Here is a 15,653-nt window from a genome sequence, read left to right on the forward strand (position 1 = left end):
GGAGCAGAGTGGGGCGCATGTCCACGAGGCGCACGTTTCTGGTGGCGGGTGCGGCGACAGCCGCCGGTGTCGCCGCTTCCGCCAGTCCGGCCCGAGCCGCGGCACCCGACCGGGAGCTGCGAAGAATCCTGAAGGAGATCGATCCGGTTCGCATCGAGGCGATCGTGCGGAAACTGGTCTCGTTCGGCACCAGGCACACCCTGTCGGTCCAGGACGATCCGGTCCGCGGCATCGGCGCCGCCCGTGACTGGATCTTCGCCGAGATGCAGGGCTACGCCGCGGCCGGTGGTGGCCGGATGACCGTCGAGCTGCAGTCGTTCATCCAGCCGGTCTCCCCGCGGGTGCCGGCGCCGACCCGGATCACCAACGTCATCGCCACCCTGCGCGGCAGCGTCACCCCCGAGCGGATCTACGTGGTCACCGGCCACTACGACTCGCGGGTCACCGACGTGATGGACGCGGTCAAGGACGCCCCCGGCGCCGACGACGACGCGTCCGGCGTGGCGGTGATCATGGAGTTGGCCCGGGTGCTGGCCACCCGTGAGCCGGAGTCGACGCTGGTGTTCGCCGCGGTCGCCGGTGAGGAGCAGGGCCTCTACGGCTCCGACCACATGGCCCAGCAGTACAAGGACGCGGGCGCCGACGTGCAGGCGATGTTCAGCAACGACATCGTCGGCACCGGCAACGCCCACGACGGCACCCGCAACGACCCGCGCACGGTCCGCCTGTTCGTCGAGGGGGTGCCCACCGCGGAGACCGCCGCCGAGGCGAACACGCGCAAGAGCACCGGCGGCGAGAACGACGGCCCGTCCCGGCAGCTGGGCCGCTTCGTCAAGGACGCCGAACCGGACGACATGAACGTCCGGGTGGTCTGGCGCCGCGACCGCTACCTGCGCGGCAGCGATCACATCTCGTTCCTGCTGCGCGGCTATCCGGCGGCTCGTTTCACCGAGCCGCGGGAGAACTTCAACCACGAACATCAGGATGTCCGGGTGGAGAACGGCGTCCAGTACGGCGACCTGCCGGAGTTCTGCGACTTCGGGTACATCGCCCGGGTGGCCCGGGTGAACGCGTCCGCCCTGTGGTCGCTGGCGCAGGCCCCGGGCACCCCGAAGGGCGTGGTCATCGACACCACCCAGCTGACCAACGCGACGACGCTGCGCTGGCAGCCGGGCACCGAACCCGACCTGGCCGGTTACGAGGTGGTGTGGCGCGAGACGACCGCCGCCGACTGGCAGCACTGCCTGCCGGTGGGCAGGGTGAGCACGGTGACGGTCGACCTGTCCAAGGACAACGTCTTCTTCGGTGTACGGGCAGTCGACACCACCGGCCACCGGAGCCCGGCCGCCGCCCCGAAGCCGTCGAGTTAGGGCCGGGCACGCGGCGGCAGCCAGGCGGCGAACGTGGAGGTGAGCCGGTCACGGGCGTCGGCGGTCGGGACGAACACGTCCATGCCGCCGTCGTAGGGGTGGTAGACCGACGCGCAGGCGGCGCTGGTCAGCAGGACGCCGTCGGTCAGGTCGTCGGCCACACAGAGCAGCAGCCGGTCGAGTGAGGTTCCGAGCAGGGGCAGTCGTGAGATGTGGTGGTGTTGCCAGGAGTCGAGGTCCGGGTCGGTAGCCAGGTTCTCGCTCCGCCAGTAGGCCGCGTCCGGCGTGGTGGACGCCACCGCGTCGTCGCGGGGAGTCGGCACCGGCGAATCGGACCAGGAGCAGGTGACCGCGATCAGTCCGTCCCAGACGGGCTCGGCGTCCTCGAAGACCATCTCGAGGAGGGCATGGTGGCGGCGCAGGATCTCGGCACGCTCCGATGCGGACGTCGCGTACCGCTGTGCGTTCGGCAGGGTGTGGAAGCGGACCGCGAGCCCGGGATACCAGGCGCGCAGTCGGCCGGCGACCGGCGGGCAGCCGCTCCAGGCGGCACGCCAGGCCGCGTCCAGTTCGGTGGGGTCCATCTCAGCGGGGCCGGGCGCCGTCGAGGGCGTTGTCGACCAGGGCCACGGCGAAGTCCTCGGTCAGCGGCTCGTCCGGGACGAGCAGGCGGTGGTAGCAGGCGCCCCACAGTTGGTCGACGAGCAGGGTGAGGTCGACGTCGGGGCGCAGTTCACCGCGGTCGCGGGCCTTCTCGAAGGTGGTCAGCGCCAGCGCCCGGCGCGGTCGGGAGTAGTGCCGGGAGAAGGCCGCGGACAGTTCCGGGTCGGTCTGGGCGACGCCGATGAGCCCGGCGATGACCGGTCCGGCGCCGCCCGCGGTGAGCAGGCGGACGAAGGCGCGCATCTGCGTGATCAGGTCGGCGCGCAGGTCGCCGGTGTCGGGGAACTCCAGTCGGGGCGCGCTGTGGGTGAAGTAGGCCTCGGCGGCGAGGGCGCCGGCTGACGGCCACCATTTGTAGAGGGTGACCTTGCTGGATCCGGCGGCCGCCGCGACCCGGTCGAAGGTGACCGCCTTGATGCCCTCGCCGAGCAGCAGGTCGGCGGCGGCGCGCAGGACACCGGCGCGGACTTCGGCGGCGGGCCGGCGTCCGCGGCCTCGGCGGGGCGGGGTTTCAGACGTCACCCCGCCAGATTAGTGGACAACCTGTTTTTATCGCGATACGTTATATGGACATCGAGTTCATATAACTGGGAGTCGTGATGACCGAGAACACCCGCGTCGCCATCGTCACCGGCGGATCCGGCGGCATCGGCCGGGCCGTCGCCGAGCGGCTGGCCGCCGACGGCCTGGCCGTGGTCGTGCACTACAGCGGCAACGAGGCGAAGGCCGCGGAGACCGTCAAGACCATCGTCGCGGCCGGCGGGCGGGCCACCGCGTTCGGCGGCGACGTCGCCGAACCGGAGCCGATGGCCACGCTGTTCCAGCACGCCACCGACACGTTCGGCGGGGTCGACGTGATCGCCCACACGGCCGGGATCATGCCGCTCGCGCCGATCGCCGAGATGGATCTGGACACCTTCGACCGCATTCAGCGCACGAACGTGCGTGGCACCTTCGTCATCAGCCGACTGGCCGCCCGGCAGGTCCGCGCGGGCGGGGCGATCATCAACTTCTCGACATCGGTGACCCGGCTGCAGATGCCGACCTATGGCGCGTACGCCGCCTCGAAGGGCGCGGTCGAGGCGATGACCCTGATCCTGGCCCGTGAGCTGCGCGGCCGGGACATCACGGTCAACACGGTGGCGCCCGGCCCGACCGCGACACCGCTGTTCTTCGAGGGCAAGAGCGAGCAGGTCGTCGAGCACATCGCGAGCCTGAACCCGATGGAGCGCCTGGGCACCCCGGAGGACATCGCCGAGGTGACCGCGTTCCTGGCCGGCCCCGGCCGCTGGGTGAACGGCCAGGTGCTCTACGCCAACGGCGGCGCCGCCTGATCGACGGCGAATCGACTGACGAGCAGGTCGAGGCGCTCCTGCTGCCACACGCCGGGGATGCGGCCGCCGGCGGAGAGCACGGCCATGCCGTGCAGCGCGCTCCAGGTGACCTCGGCGGCGAGCCCGCCCCGCTCGTCGTCGGCGGGGAAACAGCTGACGAACTCGTCGAAGCAGGCCCGCATCGGAGCCGGCGTCTCGTCACTGGCGAACGCGAGGTCGGTCGGCAGCACGAACATGGCCTGATAGAGAGCCGGCCGCGCGATCGCGAACTCCAGGTAGGCGGCGCCGACGGCACGCAGCGCGGGCCCGGTCGCGGCCAGTCGCGCCCGGCGCAGGTGCTCGGCGAGCTCACCGAACCCGTCCAGCGCCACCGCACCGACGATCGCGTCCTTGCCCTTGAAGTGGCTGTACAGCACGGGCTGGCTGTACTCGACGCGTTCGGCCAGCCGCCGGGTCGTCACCGCCTCCCAGCCCTCGGCCTCGGCGAGTTCACGCGCGGTCCTGATGATCATCTGGTGGCGCTGGGCGCGTTCGCGCTCACGACGCTCGCTACTCGCGGACATGTCCGGATCCTAGCAGCGCTAGACATGCTTGCATCGATAGCCTAACGTCGCTATCAGTTCTAGCAACGCTAGATTCGTGCTTTTCGAGGGGACCTCGCATGCTTCTCACCGTCGCCTACGTGCTCACCGGACTGGTCGGTGCCGGCATCTTCGTGATCGGCCTCAACGGGCTCCGCACGCCCCGCGCGGCGGCCGGGTTCGGCATTCCCGACACACCGACCGACGATCCCGCCTTCCGGTCCTGGCTGCGGGTCAAGGCGGTGCGCGACGTCGCCGCCGGCGTCTTCACCTTCATCCTGATGGCCGGGGCGACCCCGCACCTGCTCGGCTGGTTCATACTGGCCGCCACCGGCATCCCGGTCGGCGACGCGCTCATCGTGCTGCGCAGCAACGGCCCCAAGGCGATCGCCTACGGCGTCCACGCGGCCACCGCCGCGGTCATGCTGGTGGCCACCGCGATCCTGCTGATCGGTTGAGGACCATGACAGACTTCACGATCACCTCCATCGGTACGGTCCACAACGACCGCACCGACGTGCAGGACACCGACGACTGGGGTGCCGTCCGCAGCACGATCACCGTCGACGAGCGGTTCGGTGACGCCTGCCTCCAGGGACTGGACGGCTTCTCGCACGTCGAGGTGCTGTTCGTCTTCGACCGGTTCCCGGAGCACGACGACTACCGGGAGCCCCGCCCGTACCGTGGCCGCCCTGATCTTCCGCCGGTCGGCGTCTTCGCCGGCCGGGCCCCGCGCCGCCCCAACCGGATCGGCGTGACCACCTGCGCCATCGTCTCGGTCGAGGGCCGCGAACTGACCGTCGTCGGCCTCGACGCGATCGCCGGCACCCCGGTGATCGACCTGAAACCGGCGCTGGTGGAGTTCGTGCCGGCGAATGTCGAACAGCCCGCCTGGGTCAGCGACCTGATGTCGAGGTACTGGCGGTGACCTCGGGTTCCGGCTCGCGCAGGCCGACACAGTCGTGCTCCCAGAACGTGTCCGCGTAGACGAAGGTGCCGGTCATCCACGGTTCGTACGCCGACAGCCGTACCACCTGGAAGCCCGCGTCCGGGATCCGCAGCGACGGCTTGCGGAAGCCGTGCTCCCGCGCCGGTTCGAAACCGGACCGGGAGTAGTAGGCCGGGTCGCCCTCCAGGAACACCAGCGGGACGCCGAGTTCGTCGAGCCGCCGCAGGCCCTCGCGGATCAACGCGACACCGATGCCGGTGCGCTGCCGGGCCGGGGCGACCGCGAGCGGGCTCAGCGTCCGCACCCGGACCAGCCGTCGCGGGGCGTCGACCAGCGCCCGGCTGAACATGACGTGCCCGGCGACCTCGTCATCCCGCTCGGCCACCAGCGACAGCACCGACGGATCGTCGTTGCGTAGAGCGTCCACCAGACGGGCCACGGTGTCGCCGTGCGCACCGCCGAACGCGGTCCGCTGGACCTCGCGCACTGCCGGACGGTCGCGGTCCTGCTCGATACGAATGTGCATGTCCGGGACCGTAGCCACCCGCGTTCCGGACGCCAACCGAATAGTGCGACCATGGATCGATGACGACCAGAAAGGCCTATGGCCACTGACCGCCGGCTCGCGCTACACGCGCGGCTTCCCGAGCGTCACACCCATCTGGAGGTCCTGGCCTCCACCATCGACCATCGCGGCCGGATGCTCGCGCTGGTCACCGATCCCTCCCCCACTGCGCCGTATGACGCGGTCGTGCTGACCTGTGACGGCGACGAGGTCCACGAGACGGCACTGCGGGGTCTCGATCTCCGGTTCAATCTGATCGACGCCCTCGGCGACGGCTTCGTCCTGGGTAGTGCACGCTGCGGGCCGTCCGGTGTCTCCCATGAGCGCCATGGGGAGCCGGTTCCGGACGACGAACTCGACCTGACCAGAAACGTGCGGGTGATCAACGGTCGGGGCGAGGTCGAGGCGGCGTTCTACGTGGGCGACGCCATCGGGCAGCTCCTGACCGACCGGCACGACGGCATCTGGATCAGCTACTTCGACGAGTCGAACTACTGGCAGCCCAACGGCGACGGCACCCGCTCGTACGCGTTCATGATCGGTCTGGCCCGGTGGGACCGCACCGGCGGCGACCCGTGGATGGTGCCGCTGTCGACTCCCGGGCTGACCTGGTGCGACTGCTATGCGCTGAACGTCGGCCGGGACCTCGTGCACGCGTGCCCGTACGTCGACTTCCCCCTGGTGGAACTCGACGCCCGTGAGGTCCGGAGCGTCACCACGGAGAATCCTGTGACCAGGTGCCATGGGCTGGCGGTCGACGGCGCCGAGCTGGCGTTCCTCGACCAGCGGCGCACCGGGTCCGGATATCGGTGGGAGATCCGCCGGGCGGTACGCGAGGGGCCGGCCGTCGTCGAGACGGGCCGCGAACGGCTGCTGCTGCCGGACGGCCGGTCTCCGTCGAGCTGGTCGTACGGCCGCATCGGTCGGGATGCGGCGCTGTGGCTTCAGGCCGCCGGCGAGCCCCACTGCTGGTACCGGTACGACATGTGAGCAGCAGCCGCCCTTGCACTGCCGGCCGACGAAGGTGGGGATGCCGGGCGACACCGGCGCGTGACGACGATGACCGGCGGTCAGCGTTGCAGTGGAAGCGCGATGCCGCCGGAGTGGGCCGGGTTCTCGGCCTCGTCGAGCATGGCGGCGGCCACGGTGGCGCGGGTGACCCGGGCCGGGAACAGCCGCCGCGGGGCGGTGTCCAGGCCGATGGTGCGGCGGGTCGCGCCGGACGGTCCGTCGGTGAGCGGTCCGGCGTGGAAGACGGTTGCGCCGGCGGCGCGGGCGATCGCGTCGGCGGCCTCCTTGTCGGCCCGGTCCGGCAGCAGTCTCAGCAGTGTGCGGGTCAGTGCCCCGGCCGCCGCCGCGGACGGTCCGGTGCCGAACGCGCCGAGCCACACGATCCGGCCCGGCCGGGCGGCGGCGACGGCCCGGGCGCCGGCGGCCAGCACGCCGGGCCGGTCACCCTTGGCGACGCCGAGGCCGGAGACGATCACCTCCCGGTCACGCAGAGCGACGGCGATGCCGTCCGGGTCGAGGACGTCGGCTCTCGTACGGACGAGGCGCGCCGATACCGGCAGGGCGATCCGGCGGGGGTCGCGGGCGACGGCGACGACCGTGTGCCCGCGGTCGAGGGCCTGCCGGGTGAGTTCGAGCCCGGTGGCGCCGGACGCTCCGAGGACGGTGATCTCCATGCCGGTCACCGTGCCGGACGCAGCACGTCGAGCGCGGCCGAGTGCACTCCGGGCGCCGCCGCGACGTAGCCGTCGCTGCTGACGGTCCACGGTTTGCCGTCGAAGTCGGTGACGACCCCGCCGGCCTCCTGGACGATCAGGACGGGCGCGATGTGCGACCGCAGGTTGTCGAACTGCCAGTGCAGGTCCATCCGCCCGGCCGCGACCTGCGCCAACTGGTGTCCGACCGGCACCGACGCCCGCACGTACAGCGCGTGGCGCATCATCGCCGCGACGGCCGCTCCGGCGCGGTCGGCGCGGCCGGCTTCCCGGCCGGGACGAGCCTGACCGGTTCCGGTCAGCGCGAGGGTCAGGTCGGTCTTGGCCGAGACCTTCAGCGGTACGCCGTTCGCGGTGGCCCCGTGATCGGTGATCGCGGTGAACGTCTCCCCGGCGACCGGCATGTGCAGGACGGCGAGCACCGGCCGCCCGTCGCGGACCAGGCTGACCCCGATGTTCCAGTCCGGCATGCCCTGGACCGCGTTCATGTTGCCGCCGACCGGGTCGACCACCCACCAGTCGCCGTCGGGCATCGGGCCGGAGCCGTGTTCGTCGGACGTCCACTGCGAGCCGGCCAGTGCACCGGTCAGAACCGGTCGCAGCGCGGCGGAGACGGCGTCGTCGTTGGCGGCCAGCGCGGCGACGAGTTCGGGCTTGGTCGTCGGTGTCCTGGCCGGGCGGGTGACGAGGTCGGCGGCGTTGTGGACGGCTGCGGTGACGACGGTCAGTAGTTGCTGTGCGGTGGTCATGACTCCACTCTGTGACCGCGCTTCGATTAAGTCCAGTGCAACGTCGTTAGGCTACAGTTTACTGTCGTGCAATTGGATTTGAACCTGCTCACCGTGCTGGACGCGCTCCTTCAGGAGGGCAGCGTGGCCGGGGCGGCCCAGCGGCTGCGGCTCTCCTCCCCCGCGGTCAGCCGCAGTCTCGGCCGGTTGCGACGACTGACCGGTGACGACATCCTGGTCCGCACCGGCCGCACGATGACCCCGACGCCCTATGCGCTGGCCGTCCGTGACCAGGTGGGTGACCTGCTGCGGCGGAGCCGGCAGGTGCTGGCCCCGAGCCGGGAGCTGGACCTGGCCGGGCTGGACCGGGTGTTCACCCTCCAGTGCCATGACGCGCTGGCCACCGCGCTCGCACCGGCTCTGCTGGCCGACGTCACCGGTTCGGCGCCGGGTGTGCGGCTGCGGTTCCTGGCCGAGGCGGCGGTCGACACCGACGAGCTACGGCACGGGCGGGTGGATCTGGAGATCGGCGCGGCCGTGCCGGCATCACCGGAGATCCGGCACGAGGTGGTGGGCCACGATCGGTTCGTGGTGGTGTTGCGCGCCGGTCACCCGTACGCCCGAGGAATCGATCTTGAGGGTTTCGCCGCTCTGCCGCACGTGCTGGTGTCGCGTCGCGGTCGGCTGACCGATCCGATCGACGACGCGTTGGAGTCGCACGGCCTGCACCGCCGGGTGCCGGCGACGGTCGGCGCCACCGCGACCGCCGCCCACATCGTGTCGCGAAGCGACGCCGTCCTGACCGCGCCGCTGCTGGCCGTCCATCCGTTGGCCGACGCGTTCGCCCTGGTCACGGTGCCGCTGCCGCTGACCGTGCCGGACCCGCCGATCGTCTGCGGCTGGCATCAGCGCTACGAGACCGATCCGGCTCACATCTGGCTGCGCGACCGCGTCCGCGCCGCCCTGGCCACGATCCTGACCCCGAGCGACCACCGGCAGGAATAGTGGCCTGGATCACATCGGGAAGAGATCCGTTGCCGGGGTTCCGGTCGTCTATCAGGACGTGAGAGAGAGTCTGGACGCGGCTGACGAGGAAGAACTCGTTCGGCGCACGGCTGCCGGGGATCGGCGGGCGTTCGACGAGTTGTATCGGCGGACCTCGCCCTGGCTGGCGGTGCGGCTGCGGCGGCGTTGTTCCGACGCCGACGTGGTGGCCGACGTCATGCAGGAGACGTATCTCGCGGTGTGGCGGGCGGCCGGGAGTTTCGCCGGTTCGACGGCTGAGGGCAGTGCGGTGGGCTGGCTGTGGACGATCGCGGCCAACCGGATGGTCGACGCGTTCCGGCGGCGGGCCCGGCAGGCGCAGGTTCCGGCGGTGCCGACCGTCGAGCCGGTGGCACCGGCCGCCGAGGACGAGGTGATGGCCGGGCGGGTCGGGCAGGACCTGGAGCAGGCGCTGCTGCGGCTGCCGCCCGAGGTACGGCAGGTGCTGCGGGCCATGGTGCTCGACGGGCTGTCCGCGCGGGACACCGCGGTGCTGTTGAACGTGCCGGAGGGCACCGTCAAGTCGCGGGCCCGGCGGGCCCGGATCGCATTGCGGGAGGCGCTGTCGTGAGCATGCATCCTGACGTGGCCGTGCTGGCGCGGTACGCCGACGGGGACCCCGGCCTCGACGAGGCGAGCGTGTGGTCGGTGGAGTCGCACCTGGAGACGTGTGCGGACTGTCGGGCCCGGCTGGCCGAACACACCCCGGACGACGTCCACGCCCTGCTCGATCTGGTCACCGCCGGCATCGACCGGGGCGTCACGGACGGCCCGGCGCCGGTGCCGCGCCGGCGGTTGAGTCGACGCCGGTTCGCGGTGTCGCTCGCGCCGTGGCTGACCATGACCGGGGCCGTGCTCGGGTGTGCCGTTCTGCTGCACGTCCTGTACCCGGACCTGCCCTCGCTGGTGCTGCTGCTCGCGCCGGTGGCGCCGCTGCCCGGGGTGGCCGTCTCGTGGACCCGGCGCACCGACCCGGCCTGGGAGTTGGTCGCCGGCACCCCACGGGCCGGGCTCGGTCTGCTGCTGCGTCGCACGGCGGTGGTGCTGGCGGTGGTGATTCCGCTGCTCGCGGTGGCCGGCGCCCGCACCGGGGCGCCGCTGGCGGTGCTGCTCACGCCGTGTCTGGCGTTCACCGCGGCGTCGATCGCGCTGGGTGCGCTGATCGGGGTCCGCCGGGCGGCGACCGGGCTGGCCGCGGTGTGGGCGGCGGCCGTCGTGGCGCCCAGCCTGGCGACCGCCCAGGTGCCCGCGCTGCTGCAACCCGGCGGCACCGCGGCCTGGGCGGCGGTCGCCGTGCTGGCGGCCGGTTTCACCGTCGCCCGCGCCGACCGATTCCGCCGCCTGACCAGCGGCGACTGACCGACGACATCAGGAGAGACATGCGAACCATCAGCGCGGCCGAGACGGCCCCGACCACCTACGCGTGGGCGATCCATGCCGAACGACTGCAGGTCCGGACGGGCCGGCATCTGGCTGTCGACGGTCTCGACCTGCGGCTGCAGACCGGAGTGCACGGCCTGCTCGGCCCGAACGGCGCCGGCAAGACCACCCTGATGCGCGCGCTGGCCACGGTGCTGAAGCCGGCCGGTGGGCAGCTGACCCTGCTGGGTGAGCCGGTCACCGGCCGGGCCGATCTGCGCCGGGTGCGGCGCGGGCTGGGTTATCTGCCGCAGGAGTTCGGGTTCTACCCGAGGTTCACGGTCCGCGAGTTCGTCGAGTACATGGCCTGGCTCAAGGAGATGCCGAAGGCGGCGGTTCCGGCGGCGGCACAGCGGGCGATCGAACGGGTCGGCCTGACCGCCAAGGCCGACGCGAAGATGAAGACCCTGTCCGGCGGCATGGTGCGCCGGGCCGGGATCGCGCAGGCCATCGTGAACGACCCGCAGGTGCTGCTGCTCGACGAGCCGACCGTGGGCCTGGACCCGGAGCAGCGGCTCGACTTCCGGGAGCTGTTGCAGGACATCGGTGTCGACAGCTGTGTGCTGGTCTCCACCCACCTGGTCGAGGACGTGGTCGCGGCCTGCACCGACGTGGTGCTGGTCAACGAGGGCAGGCTGGTCTTCCAGGGTTCCCCGGAGCAGCTGATGACCCACGGGCAGCAGGGCGACGCCGGGTTCAGCCCGGCCGAGCGGGGCTATTCGGCGCTGCTGCGCCGGCACCGTGGAGGAGCCGCGTGAGCCGGGTCCTGTCGGTGCAGTTCCGCCGGTTCGGCCTGCCCGGCGCCACCGTGCTGCTGCTGGCCGGTGCGGGCCTGCTGTACATCGTGCGCTGGGAGTGGGCGGCCGGCTGGATGTCGCTGGTGATGGGCCAGCGGGCGTACCTCGTGCTGTCGTGTCCGGTGGCGATCGGGGTCGGTGCCTGGCTGGCCCGGCGGGAGCATCGGGCCGGGGTGGCCGAGTTGTTCGCGGGCACGCCGCGTCCCCGGTATCAGCGGATCCTGCTGACGCTGGGCGCGGTCGGCGGCGCGGTCGGTCTCGCGCAGGTGGCGGTGCTGGTGGTGACCGGGTTGTGGATCGCCTCGACGGCCCGCTACCTGCCCGGCGCAGCGGTCGCCGTCGCCGCGGTCGGCGTGCTCGCGGTGATCGCGTCGGCCTGGCTCGGCATGGCGGTGGGCCGGCTGGCGCCGACCCCGGTGACGGCACCGGTGCTGGCGGTGGCCGGTTTCGCGGCGATCCTGGCGATGCCGATGGCGTTCCACGAGGACTGGCAGTCCATGCTGGCCTCGCCTTCCTGGGGGATGAACCAGTTCATCGAGTTCCAGACCATTCCGGGCCGGGTCAGCGCGGCGCAGGCGATCATCGCGGCAGGCGTCGCGGTGGCGGCCGCGATGCTTCTGTCGGCGAGCCGATGGCGTACGCGTACCGCGGCGCTGCTTCCGGTCGGGCTGGCTCTGGCGCTCGGTGTCGCGGTGATGCCGCACGACTACGACCGGGTGAACATCGACCCGGTCGCGCAGCAACCGGTGTGCACCGAGGACACCCCGCGGGTGTGTGTGGCGCGGGCGCACGCCGGTCTGCTCGACGAGGTGACCCCGCACGCCCGGCAGGCGCTGACCCTGCTGGCGAAGCTGCCGGACCCGCCGACCTCGGTCGTGGAGAACACCAACACCTACCTCGACGAGAACACCATCGTCAGGTACGGGGCGGACGCCGTGCCGTTCGAGTTGGAGGTGGGCGAGGACGGTCACCTGAAGCACCCGGAGTCGCTGGTGGACGACCTGCTGGACTCGGGTGGGGCGAGCGCCGCCGGCTGCCCGAACGGGTTCCACATGGCGACCGCGATGGCGGCGGGCGCGTGGCTGTCCGGACGGCAGCCGGTCGCCGACCCGGACGCCGGAACGTACGTGGTCGGCCCGGGCGAGACTCCCCCGCCCAGCGACGAGGTCGAGGCGACCCGGCTGTGGGAGGGGTTGCGCAAACTGCCCGAGGCGGAGGCGCTGGCCCGGGTGGTCGCGGTCCGCGAGGCTGCGTTGACCTGCGGCGACACGAACGGCCTGCTGGAGAGGCCGGCCCGATGAGGTACCTGGCGCTGCATCTGCGGTCCCGGCGGGTACCGGCGGCGCTGCTCGCGGCGATCGGCGGCACGGTGCTGATGTGGTCGGTCGTGGCCGCGTTCTCCGAGGTCCCGGACGCCGACTCCACGATGGTCGTGCTGCTGGTGCTGCTGCTGGCCGCGTCGTCGGCGCACACACTCGGCGGGCCGGACGACGCGCTGGAACGCACCGGCTCCCGGCGGTGGCCGCCGCTACGCGCCGTCCACCTGCTCACCGCGTTCGCGCTGATCATCGGCCTGGTGCTGGCGACCCTGCTGACCGGCGCCCGGTTCGGCCCGGCCGCCATGGTGGTACGGGACGCGGCCGGCCTGCTCGGCCTGACCGCCCTGGGCGCGGCGCTGCTCGGCGCGGCCCGCGCCTGGTTCCTACCGCTGGCGTGGACGCTGCCGGCGCTGGTGTTCCCGTTCGGCGGCGACGCGGTGGCGGTCCGGGTCCTGACCTGGCCGTCGCAGCCGCACGACAGCCGGGCCGCGGCGGTCACCGCGGCCGTCGTCGCCGTGGCGGGGCTGGCGGTCTACGCCGTGCGGGGACCGGCGCTGCGCAACCCCGGCTGATCATCGGGTCCGGCGGTGCCCACGGCCGCCGGAACCCGGGTGGTCAGGTCGTCGTCGGTGATCGGGCGGACCACCCGGCAGGGGACGCCGACGGCGACCGACATCGGTGGGATGTCGCGGCTGACCACGCTGCCGGCGCCGATCACCGAGCCGTAGCCGATCCGGACGCCCGGCAGGACCACGACGTTGCTGCCGATCCACACCCGGTCCTCGATCACGATCGGTTCGGAGAAGCGGCGGAAGTCCTCGCGCAGGGCCGGGTGGATCGGGTGGCCGGTGGTGGTCAGGGTGACGCCGGGGGCGATCATCACGCCGTCGCCGATGCGGATCTCGACGTCGTCGACGAACGTCAGGTTGACGTTGCCGAAGAAGTCGTCGCCGATGTGCACGTTGCTGCCGAACCCGGCGTGGAACGGCGACAGCAGCACGGTCCGGGCGCCGACCGAACCCAGGATGCGTTCCAGCAGCGCCCGCCTCGCCGTGTCGTCGCCGGGGCGGGTGCTGTTGTATTCGAAGATCAGGTCCGCCCGGCGCTGCGGGTTCTGGAACGACGCCTCGGACTCGGTGTAGAGCAGCCCGCGGTGGATCCGGTCCAGTACCTCGTCATGGTCAGTCACCCGACCATTGTGGCCGCCGGAGTCACGACGTGGTGATCCGCCACTGCTGGTTGTCGTTGGCGCCCCAGTTGCAGCCCCACTGCTGGATCACCGCGCCGTTGGCCCGGTTGTCGGCCGCCAGGTCCAGGCACTTGTCGGTCGCGTAAGAGCGGATCTCCCAGTACTGGCCGCCCTTGTTCACGGTGCGCCACCGCTGGCCGGAGAAGCCGTCGTTGCGGCAGCCGTAGGTGAAGACCATCTGGCCGTTGGCGCTTCCGGCGTCCCACAGGTCCAGGCACTTGTCGATCCGCTGGTTGCGGATGGTGCCGGTGCCGTTCAGGTCCAGGTACCACCACTGGGCGGTGTCCGCGCTGTTGCAGGTCATCTGGGTGATCGCGGCGCCGTTTCCGTCGCCCCAGATGGTCAGGCACTTTCCGGACAGCTTGTTGGTGATCCGGTAGCGGTCGGTGGCGGCGGCGGCGGGTTGCGGGGACACGGTGACGGCGGCCAGCACGGTGAGCAGGACCGCGAAGGGTGCGGTGCGGCGGCGGGACAGGGCCATGGGCTTCTCGCTTTCAGGTTACTTGCGGCGTTATGTAGCATTTAAGGGGTTTCGGGGCTTTCTGCCGCTTCGACTCGCCAAACCTGGGCGGATTCCGAAACTTTCAGGGGCCAGTCAAGAGCCTTTTGGGCTGGGCAGAGCGCGTACGGCGTACCCCGAATGGGTTTGACCTGCCTCAACCTGGCGTTATTCGCCTGCCTTGCCCGCGGAGATCATGTTCGGTATTTCCGCATGGTTTCCGTAAGTTGTTGACAAGGTTGCGGTCGACGGGCCACCATCTCGCAATGACGGGCCTCGATGGTCGTCACATCCCCCATCACGAGGGCGGCGTCTCCCCGTCGTGCCTCGTGCAGCCGTTCCCCGGCCCTTCATCAGGAGGCGCACACCCATGACCGCAGAACTCCCCCGCCCCGAACGCCCCAGACGCGGCCGTATCCGCATGCTCGTCGGCGCAGCCTGCGCCGGCGTGATGGCCGTCGCCGGCGTGATGGTCGCCGGCACCGCGCACGCCGAAGCCGACCGGACGGTCAGCTCGAACACCACCGGCACGCACAACGGGTACTACTTCTCGTTCTGGAAGGACAGCGGCAACGCCAGCATGACGCTGCGCGCCGACGGCCGGTATTCCAGCAGCTGGGACCGCAGTACCAACAACTGGGTCGGCGGCAAGGGCTGGGCCACCGGCTCGCGCCGCACGGTCACCTACTCGGGCACCTACAACCCGGGCAACAACAACACCTACCTGGCCCTGTACGGGTGGACCCGCAACCCGCTGATCGAGTACTACATCGTCGAGAACTTCGGCAGCTACAACCCGAGCAGCGGCGCCACCCGGATGGGCACCGTCACCACCGACGGCGGCACCTACGACATCCTGCGCAGCCAGCGGGTCAACGCGCCGTCGATCGACGGGAACCAGACGTTCTACCAGTTCTGGAGTGTCCGGCAGTCGAAGCGCAGCTCCGGCACGATCACCATCGCCAACCACTTCGACGCGTGGGCGCGGGCCGGGCTCAACCTCGGCACCAACTTCGCTTACCAGATCATGGCGACCGAGGGCTACCAGAGCCAGGGCAGCTCGGACATCACCGTCCGGGAGGGCACCGGCGGCGGCACCAACCCGACCAGCCCGGCGCCCGGCGGCGGCGGCAACTGCACGGCGGTGCTGTCGGCCGGTGACCAGTTCGGCGACCGGTTCAACCTCAACGTCGCGGTCAGCAACGCCAGCAACTGGACGGTGACGCTCAACCTCAACGGCGGGCAGAGCATCCAGAACAGCTGGAACGCGTCGGTCAGCGGCACCAGCGGATCGGTGACCGCACGGCCGAACGGCAGCGGAAACAACTTCGGCGTGACCATCATGGCCAACGGCAACTGGACCTGGCCGACGGTCACCTGCCGGACGAGCTGAACACCCCCGTGGCGCGGCG

The 15,653-nt window shown here is 71.4% G+C and carries 20 protein-coding genes; 12 read left to right on the forward strand and 8 right to left on the reverse strand.

Annotated features, from left to right (window positions below):
• The first annotated feature begins 17 nt into the window (after window positions 1–17).
• Window positions 18–1,370, forward strand: coding sequence for a M28 family metallopeptidase (locus Q0Z83_RS17680; protein ID WP_317795043.1), 1,353 nt, complete (start codon window positions 18–20; stop codon window positions 1,368–1,370).
• Here Q0Z83_RS17680 and Q0Z83_RS17685 read toward each other — a convergent pair.
• Together Q0Z83_RS17685 and Q0Z83_RS17690 are read right to left on the reverse strand one after the other, a co-directional pair.
• Window positions 1,367–1,954 carry a DUF3885 domain-containing protein gene (locus Q0Z83_RS17685; RefSeq protein ID WP_317795044.1) on the reverse strand — a complete coding sequence of 196 codons (588 nt, stop codon included), beginning with the start codon at window positions 1,952–1,954 and terminating at the stop codon, window positions 1,367–1,369. The genes Q0Z83_RS17680 and Q0Z83_RS17685 overlap by 4 nt on opposite strands.
• Before the next feature lies 1 nt (window position 1,955).
• On the reverse strand, window positions 1,956–2,555 hold the full coding sequence (locus Q0Z83_RS17690; protein ID WP_317795045.1) for a TetR/AcrR family transcriptional regulator: 600 nt from the start codon (window positions 2,553–2,555) through the stop codon (window positions 1,956–1,958).
• Window positions 2,556–2,629: 74 nt separating this feature from the next.
• Between Q0Z83_RS17690 and Q0Z83_RS17695 the strand changes: the two genes are divergently transcribed.
• Window positions 2,630–3,367: an SDR family oxidoreductase gene (locus Q0Z83_RS17695; RefSeq protein ID WP_378078784.1), complete on the forward strand. Its 738-nt coding sequence runs from the start codon at window positions 2,630–2,632 to the stop codon at window positions 3,365–3,367.
• On the opposite strand, the gene Q0Z83_RS17700 is transcribed toward Q0Z83_RS17695, so the two are convergent.
• Window positions 3,343–3,930 carry a TetR/AcrR family transcriptional regulator gene (locus Q0Z83_RS17700; protein WP_317795047.1) on the reverse strand — a complete coding sequence of 196 codons (588 nt, stop codon included), beginning with the start codon at window positions 3,928–3,930 and terminating at the stop codon, window positions 3,343–3,345. The two genes, Q0Z83_RS17695 and Q0Z83_RS17700, sit on opposite strands and share 25 nt — an antisense overlap.
• Before the next feature lie 98 nt (window positions 3,931–4,028).
• On the opposite strand from Q0Z83_RS17700, the gene Q0Z83_RS17705 reads away from it, so the two are divergent.
• Together Q0Z83_RS17705 and Q0Z83_RS17710 are read left to right on the forward strand one after the other, a co-directional pair.
• Complete coding sequence (locus Q0Z83_RS17705; protein ID WP_317795048.1) at window positions 4,029–4,406, forward strand: DUF4267 domain-containing protein; 378 nt, start codon at window positions 4,029–4,031, stop codon at window positions 4,404–4,406.
• A gap of 5 nt (window positions 4,407–4,411) precedes the next feature.
• Window positions 4,412–4,876 carry an SAM-dependent methyltransferase gene (locus Q0Z83_RS17710; RefSeq protein WP_317795049.1) on the forward strand — a complete coding sequence of 155 codons (465 nt, stop codon included), beginning with the start codon at window positions 4,412–4,414 and terminating at the stop codon, window positions 4,874–4,876.
• On the opposite strand, the gene Q0Z83_RS17715 is transcribed toward Q0Z83_RS17710, so the two are convergent.
• A complete protein-coding gene (locus Q0Z83_RS17715; protein ID WP_317795050.1) occupies window positions 4,845–5,423 on the reverse strand; it encodes a GNAT family N-acetyltransferase in 579 nt (192 codons plus the stop codon). The two genes, Q0Z83_RS17710 and Q0Z83_RS17715, sit on opposite strands and share 32 nt — an antisense overlap.
• Window positions 5,424–5,501: 78 nt before the next feature.
• Between Q0Z83_RS17715 and Q0Z83_RS17720 the strand changes: the two genes are divergently transcribed.
• A complete protein-coding gene (locus Q0Z83_RS17720) occupies window positions 5,502–6,452 on the forward strand; it encodes a hypothetical protein (protein ID WP_317795051.1) in 951 nt (316 codons plus the stop codon).
• Window positions 6,453–6,532: 80 nt separating this feature from the next.
• Here the strand turns inward: Q0Z83_RS17720 and Q0Z83_RS17725 are convergent, their stop codons facing one another.
• Both Q0Z83_RS17725 and Q0Z83_RS17730 read right to left on the reverse strand, forming a co-directional pair.
• Window positions 6,533–7,147, reverse strand: coding sequence for an NAD(P)-dependent oxidoreductase (locus Q0Z83_RS17725; RefSeq protein WP_317795052.1), 615 nt, complete (start codon window positions 7,145–7,147; stop codon window positions 6,533–6,535).
• Window positions 7,148–7,152: 5 nt separating this feature from the next.
• Entirely contained in the window at window positions 7,153–7,935 is a 783-nt protein-coding gene (locus Q0Z83_RS17730; RefSeq protein ID WP_317795053.1) for an inositol monophosphatase family protein, read from the reverse strand.
• Between the two features lie 66 nt (window positions 7,936–8,001).
• Between Q0Z83_RS17730 and Q0Z83_RS17735 the strand changes: the two genes are divergently transcribed.
• The 6 genes from Q0Z83_RS17735 to Q0Z83_RS17760 are packed head-to-tail and all read left to right on the forward strand — an operon-like array spanning window position 8,002 to window position 13,065.
• Window positions 8,002–8,919, forward strand: coding sequence for a LysR family transcriptional regulator (locus tag Q0Z83_RS17735; protein WP_317795054.1), 918 nt, complete (start codon window positions 8,002–8,004; stop codon window positions 8,917–8,919).
• A 58-nt stretch (window positions 8,920–8,977) separates the two neighbouring features.
• Window positions 8,978–9,529, forward strand: coding sequence for an RNA polymerase sigma factor (locus Q0Z83_RS17740; protein ID WP_317795055.1), 552 nt, complete (start codon window positions 8,978–8,980; stop codon window positions 9,527–9,529).
• Between the two features lie 2 nt (window positions 9,530–9,531).
• On the forward strand, window positions 9,532–10,317 hold the full coding sequence (locus Q0Z83_RS17745) for a zf-HC2 domain-containing protein (protein WP_317797091.1): 786 nt from the start codon (window positions 9,532–9,534) through the stop codon (window positions 10,315–10,317).
• Window positions 10,318–10,337: 20 nt separating this feature from the next.
• Window positions 10,338–11,135 (forward strand): ABC transporter ATP-binding protein, encoded by a 798-nt coding sequence (locus Q0Z83_RS17750; RefSeq protein ID WP_317795056.1) that lies wholly within the window; start codon window positions 10,338–10,340, stop codon window positions 11,133–11,135.
• Window positions 11,132–12,475 carry a hypothetical protein gene (locus tag Q0Z83_RS17755; protein ID WP_317795057.1) on the forward strand — a complete coding sequence of 448 codons (1,344 nt, stop codon included), beginning with the start codon at window positions 11,132–11,134 and terminating at the stop codon, window positions 12,473–12,475. Before Q0Z83_RS17750 ends, Q0Z83_RS17755 begins: the two co-directional genes overlap by 4 nt.
• On the forward strand, window positions 12,472–13,065 hold the full coding sequence (locus tag Q0Z83_RS17760; RefSeq protein WP_317795058.1) for a hypothetical protein: 594 nt from the start codon (window positions 12,472–12,474) through the stop codon (window positions 13,063–13,065). Before Q0Z83_RS17755 ends, Q0Z83_RS17760 begins: the two co-directional genes overlap by 4 nt.
• Here Q0Z83_RS17760 and Q0Z83_RS17765 read toward each other — a convergent pair.
• A complete protein-coding gene (locus Q0Z83_RS17765) occupies window positions 13,026–13,682 on the reverse strand; it encodes a sugar O-acetyltransferase (RefSeq protein WP_317795059.1) in 657 nt (218 codons plus the stop codon). The genes Q0Z83_RS17760 and Q0Z83_RS17765 overlap by 40 nt on opposite strands.
• 22 nt (window positions 13,683–13,704) lie before the next feature.
• On the reverse strand, window positions 13,705–14,223 hold the full coding sequence (locus Q0Z83_RS17770; RefSeq protein WP_317795060.1) for an RICIN domain-containing protein: 519 nt from the start codon (window positions 14,221–14,223) through the stop codon (window positions 13,705–13,707).
• A gap of 388 nt (window positions 14,224–14,611) precedes the next feature.
• Here Q0Z83_RS17770 and Q0Z83_RS17775 point away from each other — a divergent pair, with 388 nt between their 5' ends.
• Window positions 14,612–15,634, forward strand: a complete 1,023-nt coding sequence (locus Q0Z83_RS17775; RefSeq protein WP_317795061.1) for a glycoside hydrolase family 11 protein — start codon at window positions 14,612–14,614, stop codon at window positions 15,632–15,634.
• Window positions 15,635–15,653: the final 19 nt, after the last annotated feature.

The sequence above is a fragment of the Actinoplanes sichuanensis genome (assembly GCF_033097365.1).
GTDB classification, from domain to species: Bacteria; Actinomycetota; Actinomycetes; order Mycobacteriales; family Micromonosporaceae; genus Actinoplanes; species Actinoplanes sichuanensis.